This is a genomic window from Moorena sp. SIO3I8 (assembly GCF_010692325.1).
GTDB lineage: Bacteria > Cyanobacteriota > Cyanobacteriia > Cyanobacteriales > Coleofasciculaceae > Moorena.
The window spans coordinates 39,126-52,266 of the sequence record NZ_JAAHHW010000044.1; the positions used below are offsets into that span (position 1 = coordinate 39,126).

Consider the following 13,141-nt stretch of genomic DNA (forward strand, 5'->3'; position numbering starts at 1 on the left):
AGCAAGGTTTCAGAAGGCTACAGTATCCTGGGTGGTCGGAAGCCACGGCCATAGGGTAAGCTTGGCGTCTGGTAGTTTACTATTATTGATTCAAGGAATAATCAGGTAATGCTGAGCACTCAGGAGATTTTTCTAGGTAAATCAGTCCTTAAGTCAGTCGCAAGCTGGTTGAGACCTGTGCCAATGTAAGTAAATAAGAGTATTGTTCTCAACCAATTACCCTTTTGATCACGAGCGATTCATGGCTACACAATCCGACCACAACCATTTATTGATTATTGAGGATGACAAGGGAAGCAAGCAGATTCCTTTGGAAGATGAGGTATATTCTATCGGTAGAGATCCAGAGTCTGATATCCGCCTGTTTTCAAAGTTTGTGTCTCGCCGACATGCGACCTTAGTAAGGCGTAGACGTTCTGATGGTAGTCCCTACTACCGAATTTTTGATGGTAACCTCAAAGGGAAGGCTAGTTCCAATGGCATTTTAATCAATGGTCGTAAGCTTCAAGCCCATGATCTCGAAGATGAAGATGAGGTAATTTTCGCACCTAAGGTCAGTGCTAAATATTATCTACTGAAGCGAGAGAATACCCCAACTGATCCAGTAGATCAAATGGATGAGTATGATATTACCCTAATTAATCCCGGTATGATTGATGATTCGGAAGAATGGGATAATTAGTAAGTAAATGACCGCCAAGTTAACCTTAAAATTTATAATTTTAAGGTTATAGTTTGAGCGGTTAGCTACAGGATGTTAAAGTTTACCAGTCGCAACGGGAGAATAGATCACTAAGAAAAGACTTGCGCCAATCCGTCACTGGGTCTTCTCTCCGGAAAGTCACAGTACGATTTTCCTTGGTGTTCCACGGTGCCAAGGGTAAGTGACCTTCCTCCGCTTTGTTTTTGTTGAAAATTTCTGCATACCAGTTTACTTTTTCCCACCACTCGTACCATGTTTCATCTAATAATTCATCATACTCTCCCTTGGGTAAACCACGCTCAGCAATAATTTTGTCCAAGATCTGCTTTTGTACACTGAAGCCAAACTTTCCATCTGAGTGTTTGACCCAAAGGGTGTTAAGAGTACGTAGCTTTTGGCAGGAACATTGTTCAATATGTTTGAGATCGAGCCAACCTTCTTTTTCTCGATCAGCGATGTAAAGCATGATACGAACATTTTTTAGCTCAGCATCTTTCCAGTTTCCCGACTTCATAAAGAAGTGAAGTTCAGCGAGGAAGTGATTCAACAGAGAGTCTTTGATAATTTGAGAGTCTCGACCGTTTTCAGATAGTAACTCAATGTATTCTCGATGAAAATTTTCTACGGCATTCGTTGAGAGGATTGACTGTTCTTGAGGAATAAAGCTAGGTATAGGAATTTCTGTATCAATATCAACGTTTGGAAACTTTTGCCAAGCAGTATCAAGGATATAAAAGGCTTCTTGGTAAGCTTTTAAGGCTTTCTCGATCTGCCCTTCTGTTCTCAACAAGCTCCCTTCTACTCTTTTGACATGAACCTGAATTGCCCATTCTTCGGGGACATCTGAATTTGGTTGTGAGGGTAAGAGATTGTTTTTCTTGATCTGTTTAATCATTTGTCTAGCCTCATTCCACCGTTCGGTTGCTTTACTATCCTGTTCAAATTCTTGGTACTTCTGACTAAGTTGCTGATTTGCTAAAGAAATTGAAGCTAGCAGCATGGCTTGCTTGAGATTGCGTTTGTCTTCTCGGATTAGTGTAGACTTACTGACTTGAACCCATGCCTCTTGTGCTTCAGAAGACAGCCCCTTGTTTTGGAGTTCTGCGGCAACTTCAGAGAGGCGATTAATGGTTTCGATATCTTCTTTGATTATTTTATGAGCAGCTTTAGCTTGCTGTACTCTGATCACTTCCTTACCTGCCACTACTCCTGAAAAAATTGCTCCCAACACAGCTATACTTAGCACCACAGCGCCGATCTGAATCCGCTGTTGAGCCTTCCGATTCGCCTCAGTTAGTACCTGATTTCTCTTCTGGGTCGCTTCCCTATCCTTCCTCTCTCTGTCTAATTCTGCTTCCAGCTTTTCTTGAGCGATTTGCTCCTCAATCCCCTTCTTTTCACTAGCCGCCAAAAACTGTTGATCTAAATAACTTAAATTCTTTCTTTTCGCCCAAGCCTGAGCATCCTTGAGAGCCTTCCCCCGCAACAACAGCGACTCATCCTGACATCCCGACGCCACCCAAGCCCTAAACCCTTCCGAATAGGGACGTAATGCAGCTAATTCTTGTTCAATCCAGTCTTGATTAAAGACTTGATGGTAGATACGGTTATAGACTTTAAGAACTGGAAAAGCTCCAACTCTCTGCTTCACCACTAATCCAGATAACTGTAACTTACCTTCCTCAAAACTGTTATTGGCAACAACTTCCCCCTGCTGCCACACTTGCTGATACAATTCCAACAAGTAGGCAGACCGTTGCTCATTACTCAAGATGCGGTCGCGTATGGTCTTCAAATGTTCTGGCTCATCGGTAGCTTCCCAGTTCGAGATGATATGCGATCGCACCAATTGCTCAATCCATTCCTTCTCCCCCTTTTTTAAGGGATCGAAAACCGAGGCAGAACTAACCACCAACTGACACAGCTTTTGGGTAAGAAACGGCTGTCCTCCTGTCCAGTCTAATATTTCCTGGAGAACAGCCTGGGGGTTGCTGACCTGTCCCGCCAATCCCCTAACTAACGGCTCAACTTCATGGCGTTGAAAGCCATGTAACTCCACGGCCCGTCCGATATTAAACGGGGTTCGGTCTTTATCTCCAATTAAATCCCCCGGTGTCGCCACCCCCAACAGGACAAAACTGAGGCGATTATAGGCAGAATTTTCTGCCCGTTTGTTGTAACAAGCTCGAATTAGGGCAAAGAAGTCATCTTTGAAACTTAATTGCAGAACACTATCGATTTCATCAATAAAAATAACAATCGGTTGAGCAATATATTCAAACAATACCTCTTTGAGAAACTTACCAAAGCACTGCACCGGAGAAATCTTTTGGTGCTGTTGAAGCCAATGGTATTCGTCAAACCTATCGTAGAGTTCCAACTCAGACACCAACCCACTAATCAAACCGCCATACCATTCCCGTGGGGGAATCTGTTGCGACCCGAGCATGGTAATATCAATAGAAGCACAAACAATGTCTTCTTGTTGCAACCGTTTTATGGTTTGAACTTTCAGGGAAGACTTCCCCATCTGACGGGAATTTAAGACATAACAAAATTCCCCTGCTTTTAGGTATTGATACAACTCTTCATCGGCCTGACGCTTGACATAACTGCTAGCATTAAGGGGTAATGCGCCGCCTACTTGATAAATTTGCATAGTCTGGGTTCCCATCATGGGGTCTCCTGGAATCGCGCTTGAAAATACTCCCGATACAACTGACAACGGAGAGTTACCTGATGTGCTTGTAAATGAACTAATCCCATACTGTGTAGTTTGTAAGCCGATCGGGATTCTAAGGGAATCGGACAACTGGCCTCAATCACATCTTTAAAAGCATCAGCCAAAGCTTGGTGTTGCTGTAGCATCTGCCAGAGGTGTCGTAGATGGTTGCGATAAATCCCAGCTTCGGTGGCAGCATTGTTTAATACTTTCTCGAGGGAACCAATACCATTAAATTTGAGATGGTTAAAGCATTCGCCAATTAAATAGGGATGTCCGCCTACTAACCCCTGCAATTGCTCAACCTCAGATGCTGTACAATCAAGTTGGTATTGTTGCGCTAATTCAATAATTTGCTCTTGGGTCAATTCCGGTAACTCAATCGGAACACCAACATTAAACGGGGATTCGTTAAGGTTAAGGGGAATATAAACTTCTGTGGAATGAACCACCACTAATCGGAGCCGTTCTAAACGTTTACCCATCTTGGCTTTCTCATGCCAAGCCCTTAGCATTCCTAAAAAGTCCGATGCCACATCACGATGAGGAAAAACTCGGTCAACTTCATCCAAACATAGAACTACTGGCCTGTTAACCTGCCTTAGCAAATACCGTTCAAAGTAGTTGGTACAAGCCATTTTACTAGTCGATAATCCTTCGTACCAATAATCAGCTAATCGATTAGCTAATCCTAAACTTTCACTGACACAGAAGCTAAACCACTTGAGTAATGAATTAAGATTGCCAAGGTCAGCATGGTTAGCCAGGTGTAGGTTAATATAAACAGTTTGATAGCCCTGCTGGGCAACCAACTTTTTCAGCACTCTAGCTATCAGTAAGGTCTTCCCCATTAGACTTGGTGCTTTAATTCTCACCAAGGCACCTGGACGTAAAAGTGTTTGATAACAAGTGCTTTCAATGGGAGGACGTTCAACATAATAGTCAACGTCAGGGATAGCTTCCTCCTGATCTAAATCCGGTGTCCACGGATCTGGATTAACATTGCTATTGCTTGGTGCGCTTTCTTGATCTAGAAAAGCGATCGCTTTCCAGTCTTGCCCCAATTTTTCACTAATTTCTTGAAAATTCAGGTTATCGACAGGTCGGCCATTGAGATAATTATTGAGGGTTGATAGAGATATCTCCAATTCCTCAGCTAAGTCTTTCTGGCGAGGATAACCGTTGCGCTTAAGAGCTAATTTCACCTGGTCAATAGACTCGGGATGAACTCTGAGTGAGCGAGACATAGTTGTCGGTTCGATGAACTACTCAAACTATAACTATCTTTTATAGTCACTCAGCCCAACTCAGGTACAACTCAGGTACAAGTCGGCAATCAACTATAAGTTGGCCATAAGTCACCTGATCTCAATAGCTTTCAAGGTCTCAACTGCTTTAGCCCCAGGGTTTGATGAAATTGTAGTTCACCTGAAACAATTTTCATGAACAATCTCGAAAGCTTCCAAACCCTTCTGGAAATTGTGTTACTAGTTCTAACCCTCTCTACTGAATCTCCATTGTTAGGTATTGTTGCTGCTATTTGTGCATTGTTGTATTTGTTAATCGACTCTGATGATTCAGATAACGGTGAGGAGTGAGGCGGTTGTCTAGCTCCGGAGATGGGAAGATAGGGAGATAGGGAAATGGGGAGATACGGAAATGAAATTGATCTTTAGTCCTAATTTCCACCATTGGTATAAAGATACCAACTTAATCGATAACTACTTCATCAAAAGTTCCCGATTCCCGATTCCCGATTCCCGATTCCCTGAACTATAGTCGTTAATTGTTAAACTATCCAAGTACAATTATACTACGAATTTTGCCGATTCACTAACTGAATTTTATTGACAAAATAAGCTTCTCGATGCTGCAATGATTCAGCTAAGTCTAGCCCTTTTTGAAAGGCTGCTAAGGCTTGAGGATAGTTGTTCATATCCAGATAAATTTGACCAATTTTGTCGTAAGTGTTCATCAAGCCATAGTAATTATAGGATTTTTGCTCAACTTGAAGCAAAACCTCATAAACTTGCAAGGCAAACTCTGGCTGCTTAGAGGTCAGGTAAAGTTCTGCTAGAGGTTGTAGTGCTTCGCTAGCATGGGCAAACTGCTGTAGAGACCAGGCTAAGGCATAGGCTTCTTGATAGGTTTGACTAGCTTTTTCTGGTTGATTGAGGCTGTTGTAGTCAGATGCGATCGCAATTTTCAGGGCTGGAATCTGGGTATCATTGCCTTGATTGAGGTAAATGTCCACTAATTGCTGCTTTTTGGGCAATGCCTGGTCTGGTTGTTGGTCTTGGTCGTAGATATAAGCTAGCTCTTGTAAATAAGCCACTTGTTCTTGTTCATTTATGCGTTCGCGAAGCGGTTCCATTCGCGTAGCGTGGCCCAAAGGCCAAGGAACATCGCGTTGATTCTGAGCTTGATTCTGAGCTTGAGCCAGTAATTCCTCATAGGTTTCTGCTGCTTTGGGATAATCAAACCAAGCCATGTGCAATTGACCCATGGTCTTCAAGGTAGCCTCAACCGCTGCCATATCTTCCTGGTTGCGAGCATCAGCGAGAATTTGCTCATAAACTGTCAAGGCTTGTCCTGGTACTCGGATCTGTTCATAAGCCTTACCCAAAGCTTTTAAGAGTGGCAGATTGATCGAGTCTTCTGCTTTATTTTCCTGCTGAATCTCTTCCAAGCGTGCCGTAATTAGTTGCACTGACTGCTTATTGTTTTCATTCCAGGCAACTCCTCCTACTCTGCCCAAAGTTTGCACTTCTGCCACTGGATCCCCTAGCACTCGCCGCAGTCGGATTTCCCGATACCAGATCTCAAAGGCTTTGGATTGATTACCAGCTTTGAATTCAGCTTGAGCTTCAGCATTCAGTTCATCCAAAGCTTGGCTGAGTCTAGAACGTTCGGAAGGGTTGAGAGGTTCGTCTGGGGATAACGAAGGAAGGAGGGGATCAGGAGAAGTCAGTTCCAATGGATTGGGATTATCATTATCATTGGATTGGCACAAGGTCACACTAGCAAAACATAACGGGAGTATAGCAGCGGATAATGCTATAATTGCCCAGTTGCTTAGTTTGAGTCTGAGAGGATGTAAGCGCAAGGTAGCCATAAGGAAACTAAAGAAGGTTACTACCAGTTAGGCTAGCGATTTTAGGTTCAAATTGACCAAAAAGATGGGTTTCAAGCCCCGTCCTTCGTTGGCCTTTGGCCACGCTACGCGAACGACGGCTTTTAATTAATTTGCTATACTAAAGGAGTAGCCTAGCACAGACAGGATTCGTCGGTACTGTCATTAAGCCCACGACGTAAAGCGATGCTAGTACATGAGGCGCGAAAAACCTCATTAAAAACGTATGGATCCTAGCGGATACCAAAAACCAGTAAAGCAAACCTTAGAAAATGAAAGTACCGTGGGGCACACGGGAACTGAGGAAACTCAACGCTTAGGGAGATAAGCCCACTGGCATTAGTTAAATTAGGCTAAAGACTTGGTTTTTAAACGGGTATTCGGCTTAAGTATTGCCTTTTAGGATAGCTAATTTTAAGGCATGTCGAGGAACTAAGAATCCCCGTCCATAAGCGGGCGGGGAGTGTCAAATCTGGCCATATTCTGCGGTAAGCCACCTGATCCGCCTGGGGAGTTATACCAATTCTTAGGGCTGAGACACCTACACATCAATTTCATCTGACCATCTCCCCATCTGGCCATCTGCATCTGTAGTCCTACTTTGAAGAATTGGTATTATTTATGCCCGCCTGCACTAGTCCGACCGCTTCCGGGACGAAGTTTGTTCCTGCCACTAAGATTTAGGACTGCTAGATGATATCATAACGCCTTCTGCTCCAGGTCAGAGAATAACTCCAGCAGTCCTTGAGTATAAGGAAGCAACAGGTACATCTGATCTGACTCTATACGAGCGTTTAGTTCATCCACCAGCAACTGCAACATTTTTTCCGCCAGCTTCCAACTTACGTCTACGCTAGGAAATACCAGTAAACACAACGGCAACAGTTCCTGTTCTATTGATGTCATATTCCCCTCCAAAGCACATAGCCATAGGTAACCCTGGAACATTTCTAAATCTCTGATAGTCGAAGCCTTAATTCCTGGATCGTCCAGCCCTCCCCGACGGCTAAAATGACCAGATTGCAATTCCACTGTGCGTTGGTAGACAGTCTGAGCAATATCCTGACTAGCAGGTAAGAGTTGCTCCACTAAGGCTAAGGTAGGTGAGTTAAAATCATGCAAAGCCGCTGCATTACAGATTCGTTGCCAGGGGATAGAAACTTGCTCCTCCACAAACTTAAAGTAGGGACTGAGCAAAATTTGTTCTGGCAATGTCAGCCGATTGAGTACTAATTTAGTGCTGAAGTGAAACTGTGTGGTAACAAAACCAATGGCCCGACGGTCTTTTGCTGATATATGTTGCTCCCGGATTTGCCGCAATACAGGTTCGAGAGAGGTGGCTAGCTTTTCTATAGCTGGCAACTCTAGCGCTACCATTGTCCACGGGCTAGAGAAATCTGTGAAGAAATTAATTGTCTCTCCTAGTCGTATTGCTGCCATTAAACTAGGATTCGGCGATTGCTCCTGGTAAATTTCCAGTACCTTTTGGTAAACGGAGCAAACAAATTCAGCAATTCGCTTAGCCTCGGTCAAATTAACCACATTAGGAATATACGAGAACATAGCATCTGTTTTAATTCCCGCACACTCACAGTTAATTTGGATTAAACGGTGTAACTTGGTAACTGTTTGAGTGCGCCCCTTTCTAGAAGCAACGTCTAGCAAATCATAAATCTTTAAAACATCATTATTTTTAGAGATAATTGATAAATCTGGTACATAGCGATTTGACCAAAAATTGACTAAGCGCTCAACCGATGTTTTGTTGAATCTTGAAGTGTTTATCAGCAAAGCTTTTTCCTCGGATTTCTTAAAACTACTATACTTAATTTAAAGTAAAGTAGTTTTAAATTTTGGCGTTAATATAAATAATTTTGATAAGCTTTTAAAAAAAAGCTATAGATCACTCTATTTTAATCATAAATACAAATTATTCGGTGATTTACATTACAATAAATAGGTAATAATTAAGGAATCATTAGTAATGAATACTTGGTAATGGATAATGGGTAATTTGAGTAGGTGCATCCCGTTGTCATAGAAATAAAATCGTAAGCACTCAGCCTAATCCTTAAAATAAACCTCGTTCCCCTAGGGTGCGCCGATACGCAATGCGCAAACAGGACAATTTAATAGTTCGAGATTCATGAGAATTCAAAGGTAAGCATATGCTGATAGCTTACGTTTTTGTATTATTTATACACATGATAAACGTGATTCATGATAATTATGTAAATTTTTGTTAAAGTTTAAAAAAAAAAAACAACACAATGATCAGATATAGCGCTAAATGAGTCGTGAACACAAAACTAGCTGAAAGTCTTAGTTAAAGACAGTGCTTGTTTCACACATCAAATGGAAACGCTATAGGAAAATTAACAACTGATATCATGTCTGGTTACCAATCACCGGTTACCAATTACCAATTACCAATCACCAATTACCAATTACCAATTACCAATTACCAATTACCAATTACCAATTACCAATTACCCTAAATCATTCCATTAATCAGCCAAGCCGTGCAGCCCAAACCACTTATCCAGTAAAGGTTTTCAGTAGTAACAATTGTGCTAACTCGCAAAAGCCTTCAGATTCTTTAGCATAAGTCACATAAGCTGGCTTATGAGTCAAATAACTAGTGTAGTCTAAGACATTAGCCACCCCTACTGATAAAGGAAACTTGCTGGTATCAAACATAGACTCATCATTAGGACTGTCACCAACGGTGATAATCTCCTCTGGTTTGAGTTGGGGAAAGTGTCTGGTTAACACTTGTAGCAAGCCTGTTGCTTTATCTTGCTCGATTGGCTTAATATGGCACTGAACTGTACTGTAAGTGAAGCCCCAACCCTGTTGTTGACAGAGTTCTGCCAGGGTTTGTAATTGGACAAAGGCTAATCGATTAACATCAAATGTCCAATCCGTCAACCGAAAGCGGTTATCCACAGATTCTTGTAGCTGGGGAAATTGAGCTTTTAGGACTTGGAAGGTGTGATTGAGACTCTGGCGATGCTGGTTTAAATCTTCAATAGGGGTTAAGATATCTGGGATTTCACTATCTTTGGGGAAATATAGACCGCCATTTTCTGCGATCGCTCCTGTGACCGGCAGATAAGTTTTCAGAGCATTAACCCAGCCAGCGGAACGACCAGTAATCAGCAATACTTGGATTCCTGTCTTGGTCAATTCTTCTAGGGCATGGAATAAGGAGGAAGTAAATTTGCCACTCAGAGTTAGAGTGCCATCAATATCGGTAGCAATTAAACTAATACTTTCAAAGCGATTAGTCTCAAAAGCCTCAGACAGAGGTGCAAGGGACATAAAATTATAGGAACTTCCAGCTAATTATTCACCGAATGTCATACTAAACCCTGGGAGGACAGTTTGAGTGGTGAACAGTTGATTAAGTTTTAGTAAGTTTTAGCCTCATGTCAGTTTCCTATCCAACGCGATTGGCCGTAGGCCACCCGGGGCGCGTTCGCAATCGGATCGGCTGAGTAGAATTGCTCGATATCCTACTAGACTTTGGGATTCGGTCCTGATTGAGCTGATCAAAATCTGGCTTCAACTGTTCAACTATTGATGCTGACTGCCACTTGGCATGATCGCTTTGCTAAGTTTAGCTTCACGCAGGTTAGCCTGATTCAGATTAGCATCAATTAAAACAGCTTCAATCAATATTGCCTCGCTAAGATTCGACCAACACAGGTTAGCTCGGTATAAATTAGCCTTGGTGAGATTAGCACCATGGAGAATTGTCCAACTCATCCTTGCTCCTCTGAGATTCGCATCCGTTAGGATAGTGTTTCTCATGGTGCAGCCACTTGCTATGGCACCACTCAAGTCTGCTTGATTGAGATTGGCCTTAGTCAAGTTGGCTCCATTGAGTAGGGTATGGGACAAATTTGCCCCAATCAGATTGGCTTCGATCAGAATACAATTGTTGAGGGATGCTCCCTCCAAAATCGCTCCCTCCAAGAGGGCTTGGGAAAGCTTGGCTCGGTTCAAGGATGTGCTAATCAGTTTTGCGTGACTCAAGTTAGCATCCTGGAGAATTGCCTCACTCAGAATTGCTTCACTCAGATTAGCTTTACTGAGATTGACTCCAATCAGGCGGCAACTGCGTAGATTGGCATTACTCAAGTTAGCCTTGGCTAGATTTGCTTGACTGAGGTTACTAACAATGAGGTTGGCTTCACACAGGTCACTTCCCTGTAGATTAGCACCAGATAAATTCGCTTCTCGCAGATTGACACCTTTAAGAATAGCGTCCTTGAGACAACTCTGGCTGAGATTAGCACGTCGTAGGTTAGCTTGGCTCAGGTTTACTCCCGCCAGAGATACTCCCTGTAGATTAGCTTCTGGAAAGTCCCGTTCTCCAGCAGCATATCGCTTCAGTAATTCTTCCCCATCCATCATCATTCCTTTAACCTTGACAACTAATAAGCTAGGTGGTATTGCTATATGGCATCTAATATGAATTATTATTGCTAGACTATGCTACTTTTATTTGCCAAAGTGCCAGCAAAAAGCGCAATGATAGTGTAATCGTGTATTGGTCAGACAATTATGAAATATTAGGGAATCGGGAATAGGGAATAGGGACGGGGGAATCACGAGAGTGTGTTTGTGTTAACCAACAGATAAAGGTGCGATTGGTTCCGGTGTCTTCCTCCTCTTTCGGTTTCTTCTTAATCTCAGCACCTATCTAAATTTGCTATATAGACCAATATTATAGTATAATGGTGAGTTAACTCCTCACTAAAATTTGGTGTTCATGGCAGACTTAACTGGCACTTGGCTCGGAACTTACTGGCAAGGGGGAGTACCCACCCGGTTTGAAGCAACTCTGGTTCAAAGCAAGAATACCATCACTGGCAATAGTTTGGATGACGGCTACTTAGGAGAAGCCCAGCTAAGTGGTGAGGTAATCGGACGGCGCATCCAATTTACCAAGCGATACATCTCCAGCTCATCGACTCCAATCCAGTATATTGGTACCCTGGCTGAGTCAGAAGATTTTATCAATGGGCAGTGGATAATCGATAAATATAACACCGGTCCTTGGGAAGCTCGTCGTAGTGGCAATGACCTACTTGCAGACCTAAACAGTCGTCTGAGTGAGCGGATGCCTGTGGCAGTGCCATAACCCAGAACAGAGGAGTTAATTTATCCTGGATAGTACAGGTATCGAAGGTCTCAGAGAAGGAAAATGTGATGCTATCAGGTTGGCGAGTTGGCTCTCTATTCGGAATCCCACTGTTTTTAGACCCATCGTGGTTTTTCATCTTGCTATTGGTAACGATGATTAATGCACGAGAGTTCGACTCTAGCCTAGGGTCGATTTTGGCTTGGGTAGCTGGATTGGCGATGGCACTGTTGTTATTTAGTTCTGTACTTTTACATGAATTAGGTCACAGTCTAGCTGCCCTCTCCCAAGGCATCAAAGTTAATTCGATTACCCTATTTATATTCGGCGGGATTGCGTCCATTGACCGAGAATCAAAGACTCCAGCAGAAGCCTTTCAAGTAGCGATCGCAGGACCATTAGTGAGTTTCATCCTCTTTGGTCTGTTTTATGTGCTAACTCTGACATTACCCACCTCGGCTTGGGGATATACCATCGCCAATGAGATAGCTAGAATCAACCTAGTCTTGGCATTATTTAACCTAATTCCTGGTCTACCTTTAGATGGTGGACAAGTGTTGAAAGCAGCAGTCTGGAAACTAACTGGGGATCTATTTACAGGTGTCCGTTGGGCTGCCAGAACGGGTAAGGGGTTTGGGCTTGTAGCCCTATCCTTGGGATTAGGAATGACTCTGCTGACTGGTACCTTGTCATTCATTTGGCCAACTCTGATTGGCTGGTTTATTTTTCGCAATGCCAGCGCCTATGACCAGCTAACCACCATACAAGAAGTCTTACTTAAGCTTATGGCATCTAATGCCATGACCCGTGACTTTCGGGTGGTGGAAGCCAACCAGACCTTACGTTCTTTTGCTGATGAGTATATCTTAACCGATAGGCAAAACCCAATGCCCTACTACGCTGCAGCTAATGGACGCTATCGTGGGCTAGTGAAAATTGAGGATTTACATTTTGTCGAGCGTAGTCGTTGGGACACTGAGACGTTGGAAACTATAGTGCGCCCTTTATCAGAAATTCCCACAGTGGAGGAGAAAACACCGTTGGTGGAGGTGATTAACAGCTTAGAGGAGCTTAACCTTAAGCGTATAAGCGTACTTTCTCCCGCAGAAGCTGTGGCAGGTGTCATTGACCGGGGTGATATAGTCAGAGCTGTTGCTAGAAAGCTAAATTTGGCTATCCCACCGGCTGCTATTGAGCGCATCAAAGCTGAGGGGGTTTATCCTCCTGGGTTTCAGCTGGTAGAAATTGCTAAAACCCTTAATTCTCTAACAAACACCTAATACCGAGTTGCATTCAAAGAGAGTAGATAGGGAGATAGGGAGATAGGGAGATAGGGAGATAGGGAGATAGGGAGATAGGGAGATAGGGAGATAGGGAGATAGGGAGATAGGGAGATAGGGAGATAGGGAGATAGGGAGATAGGGAGATAGG

General features: G+C 43.1%; 10 protein-coding genes. 4 read left to right on the forward strand and 6 right to left on the reverse strand.

Annotation, left to right across the window (positions count from 1 at the left end; genetic code table 11):
- Positions 1-241: 241 nt before the first annotated feature.
- Positions 242-682, forward strand: a complete 441-nt coding sequence (locus F6K51_RS18050) for an FHA domain-containing protein (RefSeq protein ID WP_293022406.1) — start codon at positions 242-244, stop codon at positions 680-682.
- Positions 683-764: 82 nt separating this feature from the next.
- Here the strand turns inward: F6K51_RS18050 and F6K51_RS18055 are convergent, their stop codons facing one another.
- Both F6K51_RS18055 and F6K51_RS18060 read right to left on the reverse strand, forming a co-directional pair.
- Positions 765-3,428: an AAA-like domain-containing protein gene (locus F6K51_RS18055; protein ID WP_293022407.1), complete on the reverse strand. Its 2,664-nt coding sequence runs from the start codon at positions 3,426-3,428 to the stop codon at positions 765-767.
- Positions 3,377-4,672 (reverse strand): AAA-like domain-containing protein, encoded by a 1,296-nt coding sequence (locus F6K51_RS18060; RefSeq protein ID WP_293022408.1) that lies wholly within the window; start codon positions 4,670-4,672, stop codon positions 3,377-3,379. The genes F6K51_RS18055 and F6K51_RS18060 overlap by 52 nt, the downstream gene beginning before the upstream one ends.
- Before the next feature lie 195 nt (positions 4,673-4,867).
- Between F6K51_RS18060 and F6K51_RS18065 the strand changes: the two genes are divergently transcribed.
- Positions 4,868-5,023 carry a hypothetical protein gene (locus F6K51_RS18065; protein WP_293022410.1) on the forward strand — a complete coding sequence of 52 codons (156 nt, stop codon included), beginning with the start codon at positions 4,868-4,870 and terminating at the stop codon, positions 5,021-5,023.
- A 215-nt stretch (positions 5,024-5,238) separates the two neighbouring features.
- Here F6K51_RS18065 and F6K51_RS18070 read toward each other — a convergent pair whose 3' ends face one another.
- From F6K51_RS18070 to F6K51_RS18085, 4 genes are all read right to left on the reverse strand, one after another.
- Entirely contained in the window at positions 5,239-6,540 is a 1,302-nt protein-coding gene (locus tag F6K51_RS18070; RefSeq protein WP_293022413.1) for a tetratricopeptide repeat protein, read from the reverse strand.
- 717 nt (positions 6,541-7,257) lie between these two features.
- Positions 7,258-8,349 (reverse strand): hypothetical protein, encoded by a 1,092-nt coding sequence (locus tag F6K51_RS18075; RefSeq protein ID WP_293022416.1) that lies wholly within the window; start codon positions 8,347-8,349, stop codon positions 7,258-7,260.
- Positions 8,350-9,096: 747 nt separating this feature from the next.
- Positions 9,097-9,882, reverse strand: coding sequence for an HAD family hydrolase (locus F6K51_RS18080; protein ID WP_293022418.1), 786 nt, complete (start codon positions 9,880-9,882; stop codon positions 9,097-9,099).
- 255 nt (positions 9,883-10,137) lie between these two features.
- The gene (locus F6K51_RS18085; RefSeq protein WP_293022420.1) at positions 10,138-10,983 is read right to left on the reverse strand and encodes a pentapeptide repeat-containing protein; all 846 of its coding nucleotides are present in this window, start codon (positions 10,981-10,983) and stop codon (positions 10,138-10,140) included.
- Between the two features lie 355 nt (positions 10,984-11,338).
- Here F6K51_RS18085 and F6K51_RS18090 point away from each other — a divergent pair, with 355 nt between their 5' ends.
- Positions 11,339-11,710, forward strand: a complete 372-nt coding sequence (locus F6K51_RS18090) for a hypothetical protein (RefSeq protein ID WP_293022422.1) — start codon at positions 11,339-11,341, stop codon at positions 11,708-11,710.
- Between the two features lie 68 nt (positions 11,711-11,778).
- Complete coding sequence (locus tag F6K51_RS18095) at positions 11,779-12,990, forward strand: site-2 protease family protein (RefSeq protein ID WP_293022424.1); 1,212 nt, start codon at positions 11,779-11,781, stop codon at positions 12,988-12,990.
- The last annotated feature ends 151 nt before the right edge of the window (positions 12,991-13,141 follow it).

Excerpts from the sequence above, each read along its gene's own strand:
- F6K51_RS18050 (WP_293022406.1), top strand. The coding sequence starts at position 242 with ATGGCTACACAATCCGACCACAACCATTTATTGATTATTGAGGATGAC.
- F6K51_RS18060 (WP_293022408.1), bottom strand. The coding sequence starts at position 4,672 with ATGTCTCGCTCACTCAGAGTTCATCCCGAGTCTATTGACCAGGTGAAA.
- F6K51_RS18065 (WP_293022410.1), top strand. The coding sequence starts at position 4,868 with ATGAACAATCTCGAAAGCTTCCAAACCCTTCTGGAAATTGTGTTACTA.
- F6K51_RS18070 (WP_293022413.1), bottom strand. The coding sequence starts at position 6,540 with ATGGCTACCTTGCGCTTACATCCTCTCAGACTCAAACTAAGCAACTGG.
- F6K51_RS18080 (WP_293022418.1), bottom strand. The coding sequence starts at position 9,882 with ATGTCCCTTGCACCTCTGTCTGAGGCTTTTGAGACTAATCGCTTTGAA.
- F6K51_RS18085 (WP_293022420.1), bottom strand. The coding sequence starts at position 10,983 with ATGATGATGGATGGGGAAGAATTACTGAAGCGATATGCTGCTGGAGAA.
- F6K51_RS18090 (WP_293022422.1), top strand. The coding sequence starts at position 11,339 with ATGGCAGACTTAACTGGCACTTGGCTCGGAACTTACTGGCAAGGGGGA.
- F6K51_RS18095 (WP_293022424.1), top strand. The coding sequence starts at position 11,779 with ATGCTATCAGGTTGGCGAGTTGGCTCTCTATTCGGAATCCCACTGTTT.